This window comes from Pseudomonas sp. MYb193, assembly GCF_002966775.1.
GTDB classification, from domain to species: Bacteria; Pseudomonadota; Gammaproteobacteria; order Pseudomonadales; family Pseudomonadaceae; genus Aquipseudomonas; species Aquipseudomonas paracarnis.
On record NZ_CP023269.1, the window covers coordinates 2,241,248 to 2,261,637 of the forward strand.

The 20,390-nt window shown below is 60.7% G+C and carries 18 protein-coding genes; 10 read left to right on the forward strand and 8 right to left on the reverse strand.

Annotated elements, in window-relative coordinates; genetic code table 11:
- Nucleotides 1–42: 42 nt before the first annotated feature.
- Nucleotides 43–693: a YceH family protein gene (locus tag CLM72_RS10585; RefSeq protein WP_054898808.1), complete on the reverse strand. Its 651-nt coding sequence runs from the start codon at nt 691–693 to the stop codon at nt 43–45.
- A 116-nt stretch (nt 694–809) separates the two neighbouring features.
- Between CLM72_RS10585 and CLM72_RS10590 the strand changes: the two genes are divergently transcribed.
- Nucleotides 810–1,319 carry a DUF1993 family protein gene (locus CLM72_RS10590; protein WP_003190292.1) on the forward strand — a complete coding sequence of 170 codons (510 nt, stop codon included), beginning with the start codon at nt 810–812 and terminating at the stop codon, nt 1,317–1,319.
- A gap of 68 nt (nt 1,320–1,387) precedes the next feature.
- On the opposite strand, the gene sstT is transcribed toward CLM72_RS10590, so the two are convergent.
- Nucleotides 1,388–2,608, reverse strand: coding sequence for a serine/threonine transporter SstT (sstT, locus tag CLM72_RS10595; RefSeq protein ID WP_057976629.1), 1,221 nt, complete (start codon nt 2,606–2,608; stop codon nt 1,388–1,390).
- 241 nt (nt 2,609–2,849) lie between these two features.
- Between sstT and CLM72_RS10600 the strand changes: the two genes are divergently transcribed.
- Complete coding sequence (locus tag CLM72_RS10600; RefSeq protein ID WP_105226387.1) at nt 2,850–4,004, forward strand: MFS transporter; 1,155 nt, start codon at nt 2,850–2,852, stop codon at nt 4,002–4,004.
- Nucleotides 4,005–4,008: 4 nt separating this feature from the next.
- Here CLM72_RS10600 and nhaR read toward each other — a convergent pair whose 3' ends face one another.
- Nucleotides 4,009–4,911 (reverse strand): transcriptional activator NhaR, encoded by a 903-nt coding sequence (gene nhaR, locus CLM72_RS10605; protein WP_034125797.1) that lies wholly within the window; start codon nt 4,909–4,911, stop codon nt 4,009–4,011.
- Between the two features lie 134 nt (nt 4,912–5,045).
- Here nhaR and CLM72_RS10610 point away from each other — a divergent pair, with 134 nt between their 5' ends.
- The 4 genes from CLM72_RS10610 (at nt 5,046) to mnmH (ending at nt 8,309) form a co-directional block, all read left to right on the forward strand.
- Nucleotides 5,046–5,297 (forward strand): hypothetical protein, encoded by a 252-nt coding sequence (locus CLM72_RS10610; RefSeq protein WP_034125796.1) that lies wholly within the window; start codon nt 5,046–5,048, stop codon nt 5,295–5,297.
- A gap of 31 nt (nt 5,298–5,328) precedes the next feature.
- Nucleotides 5,329–6,078, forward strand: coding sequence for a TerC family protein (locus CLM72_RS10615; protein ID WP_014717958.1), 750 nt, complete (start codon nt 5,329–5,331; stop codon nt 6,076–6,078).
- Nucleotides 6,079–6,171: 93 nt separating this feature from the next.
- The gene (gene selD / locus CLM72_RS10620) at nt 6,172–7,206 is read left to right on the forward strand and encodes a selenide, water dikinase SelD (RefSeq protein WP_020302053.1); all 1,035 of its coding nucleotides are present in this window, start codon (nt 6,172–6,174) and stop codon (nt 7,204–7,206) included.
- Entirely contained in the window at nt 7,206–8,309 is a 1,104-nt protein-coding gene (gene mnmH, locus CLM72_RS10625; RefSeq protein ID WP_105226388.1) for a tRNA 2-selenouridine(34) synthase MnmH, read from the forward strand. The genes selD and mnmH overlap by 1 nt, the downstream gene beginning before the upstream one ends.
- A 109-nt stretch (nt 8,310–8,418) precedes the next feature.
- Here the strand turns inward: mnmH and CLM72_RS10630 are convergent, their stop codons facing one another.
- Nucleotides 8,419–9,474 (reverse strand): permease, encoded by a 1,056-nt coding sequence (locus CLM72_RS10630; RefSeq protein WP_032903692.1) that lies wholly within the window; start codon nt 9,472–9,474, stop codon nt 8,419–8,421.
- 58 nt (nt 9,475–9,532) lie between these two features.
- The gene (locus CLM72_RS10635) at nt 9,533–10,234 is read right to left on the reverse strand and encodes a hypothetical protein (protein ID WP_019817513.1); all 702 of its coding nucleotides are present in this window, start codon (nt 10,232–10,234) and stop codon (nt 9,533–9,535) included.
- Between the two features lie 251 nt (nt 10,235–10,485).
- Between CLM72_RS10635 and CLM72_RS10640 the strand changes: the two genes are divergently transcribed.
- The 3 genes from CLM72_RS10640 to hemB all read left to right on the forward strand — a co-directional run bounded on the left by CLM72_RS10640 (nt 10,486) and on the right by hemB (nt 13,121).
- Nucleotides 10,486–11,184, forward strand: a complete 699-nt coding sequence (locus CLM72_RS10640; protein WP_105226389.1) for a glutathione S-transferase N-terminal domain-containing protein — start codon at nt 10,486–10,488, stop codon at nt 11,182–11,184.
- Nucleotides 11,185–11,187: 3 nt separating this feature from the next.
- Complete coding sequence (locus tag CLM72_RS10645) at nt 11,188–12,030, forward strand: PhzF family phenazine biosynthesis protein (protein WP_105226390.1); 843 nt, start codon at nt 11,188–11,190, stop codon at nt 12,028–12,030.
- Between the two features lie 116 nt (nt 12,031–12,146).
- A complete protein-coding gene (gene hemB, locus CLM72_RS10650; RefSeq protein ID WP_105226391.1) occupies nt 12,147–13,121 on the forward strand; it encodes a porphobilinogen synthase in 975 nt (324 codons plus the stop codon).
- Between the two features lie 74 nt (nt 13,122–13,195).
- Here hemB and CLM72_RS10655 read toward each other — a convergent pair whose 3' ends face one another.
- Together CLM72_RS10655 and CLM72_RS10660 are read right to left on the reverse strand one after the other, a co-directional pair.
- A complete protein-coding gene (locus CLM72_RS10655) occupies nt 13,196–13,525 on the reverse strand; it encodes a hypothetical protein (protein WP_020302050.1) in 330 nt (109 codons plus the stop codon).
- A complete protein-coding gene (locus tag CLM72_RS10660) occupies nt 13,522–18,174 on the reverse strand; it encodes an RHS repeat-associated core domain-containing protein (protein WP_256595414.1) in 4,653 nt (1,550 codons plus the stop codon). Before CLM72_RS10660 ends, CLM72_RS10655 begins: the two co-directional genes overlap by 4 nt.
- Nucleotides 18,175–18,447: 273 nt before the next feature.
- Between CLM72_RS10660 and CLM72_RS10665 the strand changes: the two genes are divergently transcribed.
- Nucleotides 18,448–19,533 (forward strand): DUF1615 domain-containing protein, encoded by a 1,086-nt coding sequence (locus CLM72_RS10665; RefSeq protein ID WP_105226393.1) that lies wholly within the window; start codon nt 18,448–18,450, stop codon nt 19,531–19,533.
- Here the strand turns inward: CLM72_RS10665 and CLM72_RS10670 are convergent, their stop codons facing one another.
- A complete protein-coding gene (locus tag CLM72_RS10670; protein WP_003190322.1) occupies nt 19,534–20,328 on the reverse strand; it encodes a DUF4349 domain-containing protein in 795 nt (264 codons plus the stop codon). It abuts the gene before it with no gap.
- Nucleotides 20,329–20,390: the final 62 nt, after the last annotated feature.

The following is a 20,390-nucleotide window of genomic DNA, read 5'->3' on the forward strand; positions in this document are numbered from 1 at the left end:
ATGGCTATCGCAGGCAAGCCAGCTCCCACATGTTTATCTGCGTTATGCCTGTTCCAGCTGCGCCAGCCGTTCTTCCAGTGCGGCAATCCGCGCTTCCAGCTCTTCAATCCGCTCCACCGAAACAGCCCCCGCGCTACGCTCTACCGGATTCCCCCTCGCGGTCATAATCGCCTCAATATCCGCTGGGTCCCCCAGCGCATGGGTGTATCGGTCTTCACGCTGCCCCGCCTGACGCGGCACCAGCAGCGCCAACCCCCGAGCAATCAGGCGTTCGAGCTGATGCACGACCTGTTCGGCATCCTCGAAATCATGCATGCGCCCGCTGCGGGTGAGCAACTCGTTGACCGTCTGCGGCCCCCGCAGGAACAGCAGCCCGGTCAGGATCACCTGGGCCGGCACCAGTTCCAGGGCCTTGTCCACACGGTGCTCCCAGCGGTCGGCGCGGCTGCCCATCACCAGGCGCGTGAAGCCTTGGCCTTCGAGCGCGCGCAGGCTCTGGCCGACCTGGCCTTGGCTGAGGTTCATCACCGGCTCGCGGCTGGTCTTCTGGTTGCAGGCCAGCACCAAGGCGTTGAGGGTGAGGGGGTAGGTTTCCGGGTTGGTCGCCTGTTTTTCGATCAGGCAGCCCAGGATGCGGATTTCCGTGCTGTTCAGGCGCGGCTCAGGGGTGTCGGTGTCGTGCTCGGCGGTCATCGCGCTTTCCCTATGCAGTGAAGCCCCTTAGCCTAAGCTTGAAAAAATAAAAGACAAGCGCCAGGCATGGCTATAATCGCGGCTGGTTCCAACCCCGCCATTACCGTGAGACTGTCATGACTATTTCCCTGTACGCCGCTTCCATCCCGGTCTTCAAGCAAATGCTCAACGCCCTCAGCGATGTGCTGAACAAAGCTGAAGCCCACGCCAGCGCCAAGAACATCGAGCCCAACGCCTTGCTGCAAGCGCGCCTGTTCCCGGACATGTTCCCGTTGGTGCGCCAGGTGCAGATCGCCGTGGACTTCGCCAAAGGTGTGTCGGCACGCCTGGCCGAAATCGAAGTACCGAAATACGAAGACAGCGAAGTCACCTTTGCCGACCTGCAAGCGCTGATCGCCAAGGTCCTGGCCTTTGTCGACACCATCAAGCCCGAGCAGATCGACGGCAAGGAAGGCATCGAGATCGTCACCCGCCCCGGCACCCCGAAAGAGAAGCGCTTCAGCGGTCAGTCCTACCTGCTGACCTACGGCCTGCCGCAGTTCTTCTTCCACGTCACCACCGCTTATGCGCTGCTGCGTCATAACGGTGTGGAAGTGGGCAAGCGCGATTACATGGGCGCGTTCTAAACCCGCAAGCACAAAAAAGCCCGGTGCCGTTCTCTGCGAACGGCACCGGGCTTTTTTATGGGGCTGTGTTAAGCGGCCTGTTCTTCCTTGCCCAAACACGCCGCCGCGGTAAACAGCACATCGGTAGACGAGTTGAGTGCGGTTTCCGCCGAGTCCTGCAGCACGCCGATGATGAAACCGACGGCCACTACCTGCATGGCGATTTCACTGGGGATGCCAAACAGGCTGCACGCCAGGGGAATCAACAGCAGCGAACCACCCGCCACCCCCGATGCACCGCAGGCACACACCGCAGCGACCACGCTGAGCAGCACGGCAGTCGGCATGTCCACGGCGATGCCCAGGGTGTGCACGGCCGCCAGGGTCAGCACGGTGATAGTGATGGCGGCGCCGGCCATGTTGATGGTGGCACCGAGGGGGATCGACACCGAGTAGGTGTCTTCATGCAGGCCCAGGCGTTTGCTCAGCGCCAGGTTGACCGGAATGTTCGCCGCCGAGCTGCGGGTGAAAAACGCGGTGATGCCGCTTTCGCGCAGGCACATCAGCACCAGCGGGTAAGGGTTGCGACGCAGTTTCCAGAACACGATGGCCGGGTTGATCACCAGTGCCACGAACAACATGCAGCCGATCAGCACGACCAGCAGGTGGGCATAGCCGAGCAGGGCGTCGAAACCCGAGGTGGCCAGGGTGGAGGCCACAAGACCGAAGATACCCAGCGGGGCGAAGCGGATCACCACGCGTACGATCAGGGTGACGCCGTTGGACAAGTCGTCCAATACCGTACGGGTGGTCTCACCGGCATGGCGAATAGCGATGCCCATGCCGATGGCCCAGGCGAGAATGCCGATGAAGTTGGCGTTCATCAGTGCACTGACCGGGTTATCCACCACACTGAGCAGCAGGCTTTGCAACACTTCGCCAATGCCTCCAGGAGCGCTCACCGTGGCGTCATGGGTAGCCAATACCAGGAACGACGGAAACATCATGCTGGCAACCACCGCAACCACGGCGGCGGCAAAGGTGCCGAGCAGATACAGGAACAGGATCGGTCGGATATGGGTTTCCTGGCCATGCTTATGGTTGGCAATCGAGGCCATGACCAGCACAAACACCAGGATCGGCGCGACAGCCTTCAGCGCCGTGACAAACACCTTGCCGATAAAACCGGTGGCGCGCGCGGCCTCGGGGAACAGCAGGGCCAGCACGATCCCGGCAATCAGGCCGATGACAATTTGGGTGACCAGGCTGACGCGCATTAAACGTTGCAACAGGGAAGGGGCAGCAGTCATAAAGAGTTGTCTCTAGTTTTTTTAGTAGGGCACAGCATTGCAGGCAGAAAGTACTGTAGGAAGTAGGCGCGAAGTCTAGCATGCTGTAGGACACGTCTCGTTTGCTGCGGCATTCCGTCACCCGTTTCAGTCGGGCTTGGTCAAATCCGGACATGTTCTGTTAAGATTCCTCCCTCTCATCTTTCCTCTCCGTCAGCGGGCCCTTCGGGCTGTCGTTGATGTCGTCGTTTCTGGAGTTTTCATGTTGTTTCCTATCCTGCTGCTGTCAGCCGCTGGTTTTACCGTGCTGACCACAGAATTCGTCATCGTCGGCCTGTTGCCGTCGATTGCTCGGGACCTGAACGTCAGCGTGTCTCAGGCCGGGCTGCTGGTGACGCTGTTCGCGTTCACCGTGGCAGCGTTCGGCCCGTTCCTCACGGCCTACTGCGCGCGTTTTTCGCGCAAGCGCCTGTTTATCAGCATCCTGATCATGTTTGCAGCGGCCAATACCGTGGCGGCATTGGCGCCGAATATCTGGGTGATGGCCATGGCCCGTTTGATTCCCGCCCTGGGCTTGCCAGTGTTCTGGGCCCTCGCCAGCGAAACGGCGGTAGACATTGTCGGCCCTGAGTTCGCCGGGCGTGCGATTGAAAAAATCGGCTTTGGCATTGTGTGCGCCACCGTATTTGGTATTCCGGTGGGCACGCTGATTTCCGATATGTTCGGCTGGCGCACCGCGTTCGCCGTGCTCGCGGTGATTGCCCTGGCCAAGGCATTGCTGCTGTATGTGTACCTGCCGGTTACCGCGGCCAAGCACCAGCAAGCCAGCTTGCGCTCACAATTCAAGATCCTGCGCAGCCCGGTGATGCAGGGGCATATCCTGCTGTCGATCCTGGTGTTCAGTGGCATGTTCACCGCCTATACCTACCTGGCAGATATCCTTGAGCGGCTGGCCGGCTTCGACGGTACATTGGTGGGCTGGTGCCTGATGGGCTTTGGCGCGGTCGGGCTGATTGGCAACTCCCTGGGCGGACGCGCCGTGGATCGTCATCCGTTGATTGCGTCCATGGTGTTCTGCGGGTTCATGATCGCGGGCATGGTGGCAGTGGTGCCGGCGATTCACTCGACCATCGGCCTGGCCGCGGCGATGGCGGTGTGGGGCGTGACCCAGGCGGCGATGTTCCTGGTCAGCCATGTGCGCTTGATGAAGGCCGCGCCCCATGCACCGGCGTTTGCCGCGTCGCTGAATATCGCCGGCGCCAACCTCGGCATTGGCCTGGGCGCGATGGTGGGCGGGCATGTCATCGACACCCTTGGCCTGGGCAGCCTGGGGTTTGCCGCTTCGGGGTTTATCCTGGTGTCGATCCTGCTCGCACTGTGGCTGATGACCGCCAAACCCACGGCGCTCAATGCCTGAGCGATCAGGGCAGGGCGGTAAACAACTCCCGCCGGGCACCCTCGGTAATCGCCACAATGCCGGGGTGCTTGACCTTGCGCTCCACTGAGATCGCATAAAACGACTCGGTCACCGCATCGGTCTGGCCAATCAGCGCCACGCCGTATTGGCGCACCACCTCGTCGGCGATCACGCTGGGCGCGATAAAAATCCCACTGCCGGATTGCCCGAAGGCCTGCATCAAGGCGCTGTCGTCGAACTCGCCGATGATGCGGGGTTGAATTTGCTGTTCGGCAAACCAGCGCTGCAAACGGCTGCGCACCACGGTCTCAGCGCCCGGAATCAACAGCGGTGCGCCCTGCAAACACTGTGGGAAATCCCCACCATGCTGGTCAGCCAACGCCTGGGTGGCGAAAAAACTGATGCCGCATTCTCCCAGCTTCTGGCTGTAGCCCTTGATGTCCAAGTGCGTGGGCATGGGGCTGTCGGAAATCACCAGGTCCAGGCGCTGGATCGCCAGGTCGGCCAGTAAACGTTCGAGTTTGTCTTCACGGCAGGTGATGCGGATCGGTTCGCTCAACTCCATGGTCGGCGCGATCAGCCGGTACACGATGGATTTGGGCACCACATCCGCCACCCCAACGCGGAACGGGATCTGCTGCTCGTCAGGCTGGGCGCGCAGCATCGCCTCCAGTTCATTGCCGGTCTGGAACATCTGCTCGGCGTAGGGCAGCGCCTGGCGCCCGGCTTCGGTCAGTTCAAGCTGGCGCCCGACCCGCTGAAACAGGGCAATACCGAAGGTCTGCTCCAACAGGCTGATCTGCCCGCTGATGGTCTGCGGCGTGAGGTTCAATTGCTCACAGGCGCGCACGATGCTACCGGTCTTGGCCACCACCCAGAAGTAATGCAGTTGTCGATAATTGAGCATCACGGCCTACACTTCGTAAAAATCGAAGTATACGCGAGAAAAATACGAATTTTCCTGAACTGTTCGCCTGCATAGAATGCCTCGCTATCGAGGGGCCACTACTTGGACCCAATGGTTCTAACGAGGAATACATCATGAAACTCAATTCCCTGGGCGCGGCGTCGTTGCTTGCGCTTTCATTGGTAGTGGTCAGCGGCTGTGATCAAGTCGAGAAAAGCGCGCAACAGGTGCTGGGCAAAGCCACCGAGTCGGCCAAGCAGGCCATCGACGACACCCACAAGGCCGCCGAGCAGGCATTGAGTGAAGCAACCCAGGGCTTGATCAGCCCTGAGAAGCAGGAAAAAGACGCCGAAAACGCTGCTGAATCCGACACCAAAGAAACCTAATTCCCCAGCACTACCACGTCAGGACTGACCTATGGATTACCTTCTACAACTGGCCGCCAGCCCCACCGCCTGGGTCGCACTGGCGACCTTGATCGTCATGGAAATCGTGCTGGGCATCGATAACCTGATCTTTATCTCGATTCTCACCAACAAACTGCCGGAGAAGCACCGGGCCAAGGCGCGGCGCATTGGTATCAGCATGGCGTTGATCTTGCGCCTGGGCCTGCTGAGCACCATCGCATTCATCGTGCAATTGACGACACCGGTGTTCGAAGTGTTCGGCCAGGCGTTCTCGTGGAAGGACATGATCCTGATCGCCGGCGGCCTGTTCCTGGTGTGGAAGGCAACCACCGAGATCCATCACAGCATGGACCCGGAGCCTGAAGAGAAGGCAACTGTCAGCAACACCGTGACCATCGGTTTTGCCGCCGCCATCGGCCAGATCCTGATGCTCGACCTGGTGTTTTCCATCGACAGCATCATCACCGCCGTGGGCATGACCGAGCACTTGCCGATCATGATCATTGCCGTGGTGGTCTCGGTGATCGTGATGCTGGTGGCCGCTGAGCCGTTGGCCAAGTTCATCAACGACAACCCGACCGTGGTGATGCTGGCCCTGGGCTTCTTGATCATGATCGGCATGACGCTGATCGCCGAAGGCTTCGGCGCCCACGTGCCAAAAGGCTACGTGTATGCGGCCATGGCGTTCTCGGCTGCGATCGAATGCTTGAACATCGCCCGGCGTAACCGGCACGCACGTTTGCTCGCTGCGCGCCAGTAACCGCTGAACAAACAGGCCGGCTGTGCTCACAAGAGCCCAGCCGGCCTTTTGCTGTCTGCTAGAATCGGCCCACTTGATAGCTTGAGGTCCCCCATGAACGAGCCGATTCGCCTTACCCAGTACAGCCACGGTGCGGGTTGCGGTTGCAAGATTTCGCCCCAGGTCCTGGAAGTGATCCTTGCGGGCAGCGGTGCACAGAACCTCGACCCCAACCTGTGGGTGGGCAATGCCTCCCGCGACGATGCGGCGGTATACGCCATCGACGACGAGCGCGGCGTGGTGTCCACCACGGACTTTTTCATGCCGATTGTCGACGACCCATTCGACTTCGGCCGCATCGCCGCCACCAATGCCATCAGCGATATCTACGCCATGGGCGGCGATCCCTTGATGGCCATCGCCATTCTCGGCTGGCCGGTCAATGTGCTCGCGCCGGAGATTGCCCGCGAAGTGATTCGCGGCGGTCGGGCGGTGTGCGACGCAGCTGGCATTCCGCTTGCGGGCGGGCATTCCATCGACGCGCCGGAGCCGATCTTCGGCCTGGCCGTGACCGGCATCGTGCAAAAGCGCCATATGAAGCGTAACGACACGGCCACTGCCGGTTGCCGCCTGTACCTGACCAAGCCCCTGGGCATCGGCATCCTCACCACCGCCGAGAAGAAGGGCAAGCTGCGCGAGGCGGATATCGGCCTGGCGCGTGACTGGATGTGCACACTCAACAAGCCGGGCAGCCGTTTCGGCAAGTTGGCCGGTGTGACTGCCATGACCGATGTCACCGGTTTCGGCCTGCTCGGCCACCTGGTGGAAATGGCCGATGGCAGTGGCCTGACGGCCCGCATCGACTATGCAAAGGTTCCGCGCCTGCCGGGGGTGGAGTATTACCTGGACCAGGGGTGTGTGCCGGGTGGCACCTTGCGCAACTTCGAGAGCTACGCCAGCAAGCTGGGGCGTGTGCAGGAGCTGCACAAGCGCGTGCTGTGCGACCCCCAGACCAGCGGTGGCCTGCTGATCGCCGTTACCCCGGAAGGTGATGCCGAGTTCCACGCCGTGGCTGCCGAGCTGGGCTTGGCCCTTGAGCCTATCGGTGAACTGCTGGAGCGACAGACCAACGCGGTTGAGGTGATTTGATGGCGACGGACATCACCGATTACCGCGACATTTTCCTCAATGACCGCCCGATGATGGATACCCGCGCGCCGGTCGAATTCACCAAGGGCGCGTTCCCCGGGGTGATCAACCTGCCGCTGATGACCGACGATGAGCGCCAGCGGGTCGGCACCTGTTACAAGCAGCAAGGCCAGCAAGCGGCAATCGTGCTGGGGCATGAACTGGTGTCGGGGGCAATCAAGGCCGAGCGCATCGAACAGTGGGCGCAGTTTGCCCAGGCTAACCCCAATGGCTACCTGTACTGCTTTCGGGGCGGTTTGCGTTCGCAGATCGTGCAGCAATGGTTGAAAACCGAAGCAGGCATCGAATACCCCCGCGTCGGCGGTGGCTATAAGGCCATGCGTACCTTCCTGCTGGAAACCCTGGAGCAGGCGACTGCCCAGTGTGATTTCGTACTGCTGGGCGGCATGACCGGCACCGGCAAGACCGAAGTGCTCGGCCAACTGCGCAATGCCCTGGATTTGGAAGGGCACGCTAACCATCGCGGTTCCAGTTTTGGCAAGCGCGCCACGGCGCAACCCTCCAATATCGACTTCGAAAATCGCCTGGCGGTGGATTTGCTGAAGAAGCGCGCAGGTGGTATCGAGCAGTTTGTGGTCGAGGACGAGAGCCGCATGATCGGCAGCTGTGCGCTGCCGCTGCCATTGCACAAGGGCATGCAGACGTTTCCTATGGTGTGGCTGGAAGACAGCGTCGAGGGCCGTGTCGAGCGCATCCTGAAGGATTACGTGGTGGATCTGTGCGCCGAGTTCATTGAGGTGTTTGGGGAAACCGGCCAGCGATTATTTGCCGAGCGCCTGACGCAGAGCCTGGCCAATATTCACAAGCGCCTGGGCGGTGAGCGTTTCCAACGGCTGCAGGCGGTGTTGCAGGAGGCCCTGGCCGAACAGGCACGCAGCGGCGCAGTGGAGTTGCATCGGGTATGGATTGAAGGCTTGCTGCGTGAGTATTACGACCCGATGTATGCGTTCCAGCGCGAGAGCAAGGGCGCGCGTATCGAGTTTGCCGGGGAGCAGGGTGCGGTGGTGGAGTATTTGCGCGAGCGAGCATCTCGGGTGGGGTGACCTTTCGGACGCCATCGCAGGCAAGCCAGCTCCCACCTTTTGAAGTGTGAATACATACAAAGGTGGGAGCTGGCTTGCCTGCGATGAGGCCATCAGCCCCACTGAAACTCTAAAGAATCACCGCCCCAATCAACCCACACACCACCCCCACGAGCATGGTCAAGCCGGCCACCGTCACCAGCACCCGCGCATCGAAATCCTTGCGCAGCATCAACAGCGACGGCAGGCTCACGCTCGGCAGGGTCATCAGCAAGGCCACGGCCGGGCCGGTGCCCATGCCCAGGGCCATCATGGTTTGTACGATGGGAATCTCTGCCGCTGTCGGAATCACGAACAGCGTGCCCACAATCGCCAGCGGCACCAGCCACACGAGGCTGTCGGCCATCGCCCCGTCCACATGAGGGAACAGCCACACCCGCGCCGCGCCGAGGATCAGCACCGCCAGGATATACACCGGGATAGTGCTCCAGAACAGCTGCCACAGCGTGCGTAACCAGCGGCTCAGGAACGGTTGCGACTCCACTGTGCTGACGTCGGCAACGGCTTCAAGTGCTGCTTCCGGCACCTGGTCCGGGCGCGCAATGCGCTGTGCCACCAGGGACACGCCCACCACCAGCACAATCCCCGCCACCAGCCGCAGCGCGGTGAAACCCCAGCCCAGCACAAAGCCCATGAACACCAATGTCGCCGGGTTCAATACCGGGTTGGCAATCCAGAACGCCAGCGCCGCGCCGACCGACACCTGCTGGCGGCGCATGCCCGCCGCCACCGGGGCCGCGCAGCAACTGCACATCATCCCCGGCAGGGCGAACAGCCCACCGCGCAGGGTCGAACCCAGCCCGGCGCGGCCAAACAGGCGTAGCAGCCAGTCGCGGGGGATCAATACCTGCAGCAATGAACCGAGGATCACTGCCAGTACGGCGGCTTTCCAGATGGCCAGGAAATACACCTGGGCATAGGCCAGCGCCGCCGCCAGAGGCGAGCTTTGCTGGTCATTGAGAATCGAGGCGCCAATGCTGTGGTTGTCGGCCGCTACAAACGCCTTGAGGTAGTAGGGCGACCACTTCACATAGTAGAGGCCGATGCAGGCCACCAGGAGAAACAGCGCAGGTTTGCACCAGAATGCCCAGCCGCGGTTGGGCTGGGTGGAAGCGAGGTTGGACATGGAGAGGATCCGCAGGTGAGTCGATAGCCCGGCATCATACGCCCCTGCGGTCCAAGCTTCAGATATCTGCGCTGACCTGGGTCGGGTCCGGGCAGTTTTCCCCACCGTTATTCAGCCCTTGCTTGTAGTTGCGGCTGAGCAGCGAAGCCTTGCCGTTGTGCCAGGTCAATGTCAGCACGTACAGGGAGTCGTAGTCATTTCCAGACCAATCATCGGTAATGGTGTGTTTTTCGCCTGCCGCTTCGCTGGCGACTTTGTTGATCAGTTCCGGCAAGTAACCATGGGACCAGGCCGTGTAGATGGTCGCGTTGCGGTACTTGTCCTCGACCAGTTCTTCGGCCAGGGCACTGGTGTCATTCGCTGAGAACTCGATATTCACCGGCAGGCCGAGCTTGATCGCGCTGGGGCTGATGGTGATCAGTGGGCGAATGTAGCTGTAGGAGTTATCCAGTTCGCCTTCCTCGACGTTACGCGTCGGGTTGGCAGCGAACACATAGTTGGCTTTGCCGAACTTTTCCGGTAGCAGGGTCGCCAGGTTCATGGCGCGGTTCAGGCCCTGGCAATTGAGTTGGCCCAGGCCTCCGGCCGGTTTTTCGCCGTGGCGCAGGAATACCAGGGTTTGCACGCCATCGACCGGTTGCGCACGGCTTTCACGGGCGTCCAGGGCGGTGACGATGGCAGCGCTGACCAGCAGCAGCGGCAATACCATGTAGGAATAACGTTTGAGTCGTGGCACAAGGCGCAGAGGCTTGATCTTCATGATAGGTTCGAGTCTTCGTGCGTCGGGTTAAGGCGGACAAGCCCGGCCCCAGTGACGCATCAGCGTCCTGCGGTGTTCCCTGTCGATATAGCAAGCAGCCTCCATTCATTGTTCGGGCGTTCTTAAGAGTGTATTCGGGCGCTTTGGTTCGCCCACGCGGGATACTAGCTGGCAAATGTTGCGCAACGATGACCCATGCACGATGGCAGGCAGATGACTATCATGGGGACTTTCCGACCAGGGGGTTCTCGATGAACGCACTCGCCGCTTTCCCGATCAACAGCAAATGGCCCGCCCAGCACCCGGAACGCCTGCAGTTGTATTCGTTGCCTACGCCCAACGGCGTCAAGGTGTCGATCATGCTCGAAGAACTGGGCCTGCCTTATGAGGCGCACAAGGTCAGCTTCGACTCCCAGGACCAGTTGTCTCCCGAGTTCCTGTCCCTGAACCCCAACAACAAGATCCCTGCGATCATCGACCCCAACGGCCCGAGCGGGCAGCCGTTGGCGTTGTTCGAATCCGGCGCGATCCTCATTTACCTGGCGGAAAAGACCAGCCAGTTGCTCTCCGAAGACCCGGCCACGCGCTATGAAACCCTGCAATGGTTGATGTTCCAGATGGGCGGCATTGGCCCGATGTTTGGTCAACTGGGGTTCTTCAACAAATTCGCCGGCAAGGCGTATGAGGACAAGCGCCCGCGTGATCGCTACGCCGCCGAATCGCGACGCTTGCTGGGCGTGCTCGAAAAGCGTCTGTTGGGCCGCACCTGGATCATGGGCGACGAGTACAGCATCGCCGACATTGCGACCTTTCCGTGGGTTCGCAACCTGATCGGGTTCTACGAGTCCGGTGACCTGGTAGGCATCACCGATTTCCCTAACGTACTGCGCGCGCTGGACGGCTTTGTCGCACGTCCTGCGGTGATCCGTGGCCTGAACATTCCGAGCTAAAGCATGCCGACTTTCGATTTTCAACAACTGGATGTATTCAGCAGCGTGCCGCTCAAAGGCAACCCCTTGGCCGTGGTGCTGGGGGCCGATAGCTTCACCGACCAGCAGATGGCGGACTTTGCCAATTGGACCAACCTCAGCGAAACCACGTTTTTACTGACGCCGCGCGACCCACGTGCTGACTATCGGGTAAGAATCTTCACCACCCTCAAAGAGCTGCCGTTCGCCGGGCATCCGACCTTGGGCAGTTGCCACGCCTGGTTGCAGGCTGGCGGCGTGCCACGTGGGGAGGAGATTATCCAGGAGTGCGAAATCGGCTTGGTGCGTATTCGTCGCCAAGCTGACCAACTGGCGTTCATCGCGCCGCCATTGTTGCGTACAGGACCCGTGGAGGCGCCGTTGCTGGAGCGCGTACGCCTGGCATTAAAGCTGGCGCCCGAGGAGATTGTGCGCAGCCAGTGGGTCGACAATGGTGCGGGTTGGCTGGCGGTGATGCTGGCTGATCGTGACGCGGTGCTTGCGTTGCAACCGGACTATGCGCAACTGCTGGGTCTGGCCGTAGGGGTGATCGCTCCCTGTGATCCGACGCGTGATGCGGTGGACGCGCAATTTGAAGTGCGCGCTTTTGTCGCTGGCGATGGCGCCGCCGAAGACCCGGCCACCGGCAGCTTGAATGCCGGCGTGGCCCAATGGCTGCTCGCCGAGGGCCTGGCGCCCAGCCGTTACGTGGTCAGCCAAGGCACGGCGATCGGGCGAGCGGGGCGTATTAATATCGAGCGTCAGGGCGATGAAATCTGGGTGGGCGGCGCCGTAGCGTTGTGCATCGAAGGGCGTCTACAGCTGTAGATCAATGAATTGTTACGCACCCGGCAATACACTATTGGCCCCTCGGCATTTGTGTTGCCGGGACTTGGGGGCATAAGCTTTCGCCCCAAAGTGTTCAGCCATTTTTCAGGATTGCCATGACCAGCCAGTTCCCCCAAGCCCGCCCACGTCGCCTGCGCCGCTCCCCGGAGCTGCGTGGCCTGTTCCAGGAAAGTGAGTTCACCCTCAACGACCTGGTACTGCCGATTTTTGTCGAAGAAGAAATCGACGACTTCGTGCCCATCACCAGCATGCCGGGTGTGTTGCGCATTCCTGAGAAAAAACTCGCCGGTGAGATCGAGCGTTACGCCCGCGCCGGCATCAAGTCGGTGATGACCTTCGGCGTCTCCCACCACCTCGACGCCAGCGGCAGCGACACCTGGAAAGAACGCGGCCTGGTTTCGCGCATGTCCTCGATCATCAAGGACGCCGTGCCGGAAATGATCGTGATGTCCGACACCTGCTTCTGCGAATACACCGACCACGGCCACTGCGGCGTGATGCACGGTGCCCATGTCGACAACGACGCGACCCTGGTCAACCTCGGCAAACAAGCCGTGGCCGCCGCCCGTGCCGGCGCCGACGTGATCGCCCCTTCAGCCGCGATGGACGGCCAGGTCCAGGCCATCCGCCGCGCCCTGGATGACGCCGGCTTCACCCACATCCCGATCATGGCCTACTCCACCAAATTCGCGTCGGCCCTCTACGGCCCCTTCCGCGAAGCCGGCGGCAGCGCGCTCAAGGGCGACCGCAAAAGCTACCAGATGAACCCGATGAACCGCCGCGAAGCCGTGCGCGAATCGCTGCTGGACGAACAGGAAGGCGCCGATGCGCTGATGGTCAAGCCTGCCGGTGCCTACCTCGACATCATCCGCGACATCCGCGAAGCCTCGCGCCTGCCGGTGGCGGCGTACCAGGTGAGCGGTGAGTACGCGATGATCAAGTTCGGCGCACAGGCCGGGGCGATTGATGAGAATCGAGTGGTGCGCGAGACGTTGGGGTCGATCAAGCGGGCGGGGGCGGATTTGATATTTACGTATTTTGCGATGGATTTGGCGGTGGCGGGGATTTAAGGGCGTCGCTGAACCTGTGGCGAGCTTGCTCGTCACAGGTGCAAACTTGAGAGGTAGCGCTTTATTGGATGTTATCAAGCAATCAACGAAGCGGTGTTTTTTTGAAGTTCTGTGTTAATCGATATTTGAGCGAGCAGCAGTAGTTTGCTTAGCGCCCCAATTGACTGCGCGGTAAGCGTTAAGGTGGGATAGTCCCATTCATAGTCTTTGACGACCTTGATTTGGAAGTGTCCTTTTGCATCGAATGAAGGGTACCAACCTACGTCAATGAGGAAGCCGTCTGGATACTCCACCTGAAGCATATCCTCCTTCAGGTTGTGGGCTTGATGTTCAATCCCTGAGTCCTGCAACGTCGATAGCTCGTCGTAAGTGATTTTGCCTTGTAGGAAATCTAACGAGATCATTTAGTTAATCTCCGAAATTCTTGCTCTGAAATAGGGTGGCCGTGAATTGTTTTCGCACTCAATTCAATGCGTATCCAGCGGCTGGATACTCCTTCGCTAGCGCCAATGGTCTCAGGATACTCCATCACTTTCCACGGCTTTCCATTGGTAGTCGTTCTGCCATTTTTATAGGCTTCTCTTTCTATATTTTCAATATTTATACCTGGCTTGTACTTTGCAGGACCAGACTTAGTTGTTGCCAAAATATCTTTCCAAGGCATTTTCTTTGAAGGGCTGTGCTTGTAGCCATGAGCTGTCCACTCAATTTCATCAGGTGCAGGCAGCGCCGGCTGGCTGTCTTTGGTTTTTGCGCTGGTTGTCGAATCTTCAACGCCTTCAATGGAGCCGCATTCGCCGGGGCATTTACTGAGTCCTAGCGGATCCACCCATCCAGTAGGGTTGGGCACGTACTGGTACCCATTGATCCCACCCGCCAACTTCACCGGGTCCGGTGTCAGGTAGCGACCAATATCCGGATTGTAGTAGCGATGGCGGTTGTAGTGCAGGCCGCTTTCCGCATCGAAATACTGCCCTTGAAACCGCAGTGGGTTGTCGACTTTGCCCACGTCGAGCCGGGCGATCTGGCCGAAGGCGCGGTAGTGGGCGGACCAGACGATTTCGCCTTCGGGGCTGATCATTTCCTGCGGGGTGCCGAGGTGGTCGAGTTGGTAGTGGTAGGGCTTGGTTTCTTTTGGGCCGAAACCTTCCAATAGTGCCAATGGGCGGAAGCTGTCGGGTTCGTAGAGGTAGCTGCGATGACGCTCTGCATGGTGTTCGGCTATCAGCTTGTCGCCTTGCCAGAAAAACTCGGTGGTCTTGCCGTCTACGGTCTTGCTGATACGCCGCCCAAACGGGTCATAGCGATAGCTGGCGGTTTCGCCGTTCGGTTTTGTGATGCTGATTAACCGATGCTGGCAGTCGTAGTGATATTCGGTGACGAGTTGCTGGCCTTTGCCGCGTCGTTCGCGGATGAGGTTGCCGAAGGCGTCGTAGTCGTAATGGCGGTCGCCCTGGATCATCAGACGATTCGCCGCGACGATGTCCGGGCCGGGGCGGTCTTGCATCAGCAGGTTGCCGGCCGGGTTGTGGGCGAAGCGTTCCTGTACGTCTTGCGAGTGATCGGCGCGGGTCAGGCGGGCGAGGGGGTCGTAGCGGTAAAGGTGTTCACCCTTGCGGGTGTCGAGCAGGCGGGTGAGGTTGCCGCTTTTGTCGTAGTCGTATTGGCGTTGGTAGAGGTAGTTTTGCTGCTGCGTAACGGCGTGGGCGTGCAGGCGATTCTGGTCGTCGTAGTGGTAGTGGCTGAGCAGTTGGCCTTGCTGGCGCTGATGCTCTCGGCCGCTCTTGAATAGATGTGAGGTGAGCACTTCACCGTTGAGTTCGACGGTAGCGAGGTGGCCGCCTTTATCGTGGGTGAAGGTGACGCGGTTATTGTCCGGCAGGCACAGGTTTTTCAGCTGGCCGCAGGCGTCGTAGCCGTAACGCAGGGCGCCCCAGCCCTGGTGTTCGGCGGTGAGGCGGTTTTGGCGGTCGTATTCGTAGGCCAGCGCCCAGTGACCGTCTTCGACGCTGAGGAGGTTGCCTTGGCGGTCGTAGGCATAGTCGACAACGCTGGCATCGGGCAGGGTTTTTCGGACGAGGCGACCGGCGTGGTCGCGCTCGTAGCGGGTGATTAGCTGACTGTTATCGTCGCCGTATTCGGTCTTCTCCAGCAGGTTGCCGTTGAGGTCGTAGGCATAGGCGGTGCGCTGGCCGTCGAAGCCGGTTTCCTGGCGGATCAGGCCGTTGGGGTGGTAGTCGAGTTGGTAGGTTTCGCCGGCTTCGTTTTCGATCTCGGTGAGCAGCAGCCGGGCGTTGTCGTAGCGGTACTTGACCTGGGTGCCGTCGGCGTTGAGACGGCGGCTGATCAGGTGCAGGCCGTCGGCGTATTCGTAGCGGGTGACGTGGCCGAGTTCGTCGCGTTCGGCGATGATTTTGCCGTAGGGGTTGTAGCTGAATTCTCGTGTGGCACCGCCTGGCAAGACGAGGCGAATCAGCCTACCGACGCTGTCCCATTCATAGGCTATCTGCGCGCCGTGTTCATCCTCACAGGCAACTTGATGCCCCAAGTCGTCATAGCGATAACGCTTGATCCCACCATTGGGCAATTGCTCCTCAAGCAACTGCCCCCGTTCGTTCCACACCAGTCGATGGCAACTGTGATCCGGATACCAAATCCCGGTCAGTTGCCCGTGCTTGTTGTAGCTGTAGTCAGTAACCTCACCATCGGGATCGGTCCTACGCGTAACATCGCCTTGCTCATTACGCTCGTATTTCCAGACCGCCTCCCCACGCCTGACAACCCGTACAAAACCGTTGTCATGCTCGTAGGACGTTGGCTCATCATCCCCCGGAAACAGTGCCACCAAGCGTCCGGCGTCGTCATATTGATAGGCCGTCACCGCGCCCATCGGGTCTTGCTCGACGGTCAGCCGGCCTTTGTCATCGTAAGATTTGTAATGCTGAGCGCCGTCTGGATCGATGCGCTGCACCAGCCGTGCCCGCTGGTCATGGACATACACCTCCTGGCTGCCATCGGCGTTATGCACCGTGACACGCCCGTCATCGCCCCAGGCATAGCGCGTGTCCATCTGCGAAAAACTCGCCCAATGCCGAACGCAGCGCGCCGCCTTGCCCGCGTGTTCCCATTCCCAAAAGAAACTCGCCCCACCGGCTAACTGCCGCTCGACAATGACGTGCTGATCGTCGTACCGATAACGCTCGCTTTCACCGACGGCATTGGTCGCACACACCAGTCGTTCAGCTTCGTCATAGGCGTAGGAAACGATGTTCTGCTCGGTTTCCCAAACGTAGGGCTCACGCCCTTTGGCGCGATGAACCTGGTAGTCCACCGCGACGATGCGGTCCAGTTCATAGCGCAGTAGTAGCGAACGACCAGCACCGTTATCCAGCCGCTCAATCCGCCCGGAACGATCCCGGCAAATGCGCAGCCGGTTGTCATACGCATCGCTGATGGTTGTCAGCACACCGTCGCGAAAGTGGTAGAAACGCGACGCCTGGGCCAGCACCAGTTCATCAGGCGAGGCTCCCAAATAGATCGCCGCTTCGGCCAGGCTATTGGTGATCGCGGGCCGAGAGTCGGTGGGCAAGGGCAGGGTAGTCGAGCGGTTCTCATGGTCGGTCCACACCACCGAATCGCCCGACACCACCAGCCGATGAGCCAGCCCATGACTCCAGCCAAACCCCAACCCACAATCCACATCCACCGCACTGGTGCGGTACAGCCGTGTCCACTCAAACGGCAAGATCCCATCCAGCGCGCCGTCGGTAAGGGTCAGCAATTCCTCGCCGGTGACCATCGACACCGGGCAGCCGTTGGTAACGGTCTTATCCGCAGGCGCCGCCGCATCCCCCTTCGGGTTCGACGCCACAGCCGGCACATCATCGACAGGCTCCTGACGAACCAACGTGGTGCGCTGGGTCTTGCCGCGCACCATCGGCACCGGGTTCGAAACCAGCGTGTCGCCTGCCTTCAAGGGCACCACTGGCACTACCTTGACCGGCGTCGCCGCACTGCTCAGCAACACCGGCTTTGCGGCCTCCACATGGGGCTCCAGCCGAGGCCCCGCCACCTGCTTGGCCAGCAGTTCCAACAACGCCCGCGCCCGCCCGGATTTGACGTGGCTGAGCATACGAGCCCCCAATCGCACCACCACGCCCATCGCACCCAAGACGCGAATCAGCAGTAGATTGATCAGCACCTCACCGGTAATTTCACCCCACAGTTCCGCCATCTCCGGCGGCGGGAGCATGCGCATCCAGCTGACCAGAGCCGACAGGTAGATAAACAGCAGCGGCTCGTCACTGAGTACCAACAAGCCCTGGGCTATCGCATCACTGCCCAGGGTCAGCAGTTCGTCGAGCTCAGTTTGCGAAAGGTAGTGCAGTAGCTTTTCGCTGTTGGGCTTGAGGTCCGCCAGCAGCGCAGACAGCTCGCCAATGTTGTCCCACAGGCTGTAAAGCGCCTTGCCTAACCCACTGGCAAAAGCCGCTTCCAGCAGGCGGCGCCGCTCAAGCGGGCGGGCGTCTGTGTAATTTTTCCATTGGGCCTGGAAGGTGTCGGTCCACTCTTCGCGCAGCCGGGCTTCCAACGCTGCGATCACCGATTGGTAGGACGCATATAGCGCCTTGAGGTGATCCTGGGAAACGTTGGGGTAGAAACTCACCCGGTATTGCTGGTTGCGATCGCACTCGGTGACTTCGAGGATGCCACTGGGGCCGATGGTCTTATGGAGGGGCTCGCCCAGCGGGCCGCCGTTTGGATCAACGCGTTGCACGATCACCGGGGTGTTGCCGATGGGTACGAACCTCGTGCTCTGGAACATATGCACCAGGGTCAAGGTACCCGTGGCCTGGCAGGTGGCGACGGTGCTGCTGGGAAACAGGGAGCGATTGACCGGGGCAACCAGCGCGACGTCATCCCCGACCTTGAACACCTGTTCGACGTCCAGCGCGGAGAAGCTCCAAAAGCTTTTGGCCCACTCGTCAAAGGTGTTCAAGCAATCGCGAAAGTCACGGAAGACGCCCTCGACGTCGACCGTTTCCACGTTCATTGGCGTCAGCGCCAGCCTGCCAATGGCCGGGTTCAAGTGGCGGCCCCGTCAACCGTACGCGTCACGAAAAAAACCATCTGCACTCCCTCGCACCGTTTGATCAGGCGAGGGACTTTGCAGAGGTTTGCCGGGGCGAGGAGTAGAGCTTATCCGGCAGTGGTGTGGGATGTTTCAGTTACTGTCAGGCACTGGGTTCGGCATGTCGACGAACCCCGGTTAGACTTACCTGTCGATATCAGCACTGCCCGGCCCGTCGTTAACCAAGGAAGCCTCATGTATTCAACCCGTCTGCTGCTCTGCCTTATTCCTTTACTGGTACTGGCCGGGTGCTCAACTTCCCGTGGCCCCCAGCAGCCCGAGCGCAGTGAAGCCGAGGTGAAGGCGCAGATCGTGCGCCTGCTGCCGGCCAAGGTTGCGGACCGTAACGGTTGGGCCCAGGACATCTACACCGCGTTCGACACCCAGAAAATCTACCCCAGCACCGAAAACATCTGTGCGGTGCTGGCGGTGACCGAGCAGGAGTCCACCTATCAGGTCGACCCGCCGGTGCCGGGCATGGGCAAGATCGCCCAGGATGAAATCCTGCGCCGCGCCGGCAAGGTGCATGTGCCGGCCTTCGTGGTGCGCAGCGCCTTGCAACTGCGCTCGCCCACCGGCAAAACCTACGCCGACCGTTTGAATGCCGCCCGTACGGAAAAGGACCTGAGCGCGATTTTTGACGATTTCATCAGCATGGTGCCCCTGGGCAATACGCTGTTTGGCGGGTTCAACCCGGTACACACTGCTGGCCCCATGCAGGTCAGTATCGACTTTGCGCAGAAACAGGCGCGGGGTTATCCCTACATGGTGGACGGCACGATTCGCCGCGAAGTGTTCACCCGTCGCGGCGGCATGTACTTCGGCATCGCCCACTTGCTCGGTTACCCGGTGAGCTACGATCAGCCGCTGTACCGCTTTGCCGATTTCAACGCCGGTTGGTACGCCAGCCGCAATGCCGCGTTCCAGGCCGCGGTCAGCCGTGTTTCAGGCAAAGAGCTGGCGCTGGATGGGGATTTGATCCGCTATGGCTCATTGTTGCCCGGCACCACCGAGCTGGCGGTGCGTTCACTGGGGGCGAAGTTGGATATGCGCAACCCGAGCATCCGCAGCCAACTGGAGCAGGGCGAGCAGTTGGATTTTGAGGACAGCACCTTGTACAAGCGCGTCTTCGCCTTGGCTGACCAGGCGGCCGGCAAGCCGCTGCCACGGGCGATCCTGCCGGGTATTGTGCTCAAGAGCCCGAAGATCACCCGCAACCTGACCACGGCCTGGTTTGCCAAACGCGTGGATGAGCGTTACCAGCGCTGCATGAAGCGCTGATCAACTGCGGCGCTTGACGAACCGGCGCCACAAGCCCACCCACAACCACACCACCGGGAACGCCAGGATCACGAAGGGCAGCACATAGCTGGCACGTTCCAGGGCGTCTGCGGTGCCGTTCACCAGGTTGTCTCCCAGGTTGCTGAACATCCGGGTGAACCTTGACACCTGGTTGGCGCCGTCGGAGGAACGGAAGTTCAAGGTCACGCGGTTGGTGTCGAGGCGGCGTTGCTGGCCGGCGGCAACCTGAGCCAGTTCCTGCAGCTCGTTTTCAATGCCGGCTTGCTCTTTGCTGAGGACGATCAGGTCGCTGACGGTGATGTCCTTGCGCTTGGCCAGTTCATCGAGGCGTTGCTGCTGGGCTTGCAGGCGGTCCTGGCGGCGGCGCACATCTGCCACGGCATCGGCCAGGTCTTCGGCAGTGGTGATGCGCTGGCCGAGCTTACCGCCTTCGGCCGCCAGGGCGACCATCGGCTCCACCCCCGTGGGCGCGATTCGCAGGATGATCTGGCCACCCTGGCCGTCTTCGGTAATGCCAAGGATATTGCAGGCACCAAAGCGCGCCGTTTCACACGCCTCACGAGTGGCCTGCATACGCGGCGCAAGCAGGGCGCCGGGCAGGGCCAGGGTCAATTCATGCTCATAGGCCAGTTGCGCCCCGGCCTTGCCCTGTTCGCCATTGATGACGGTGGCGCGAGAGTGGTCCTTGGGGGAACAACCGGCCAAGGCCAGGCCGGCGAGCAAGATCAACAGCGGCGCGCGAAGCGGGTGGGAGTTGCCGTCCAGGTGGCGCATGGCGTTTCCTTGAAATGTGCAGGAGAAATTGGCCGAGATTAAAGCGGGTCTGGCCCATTAAC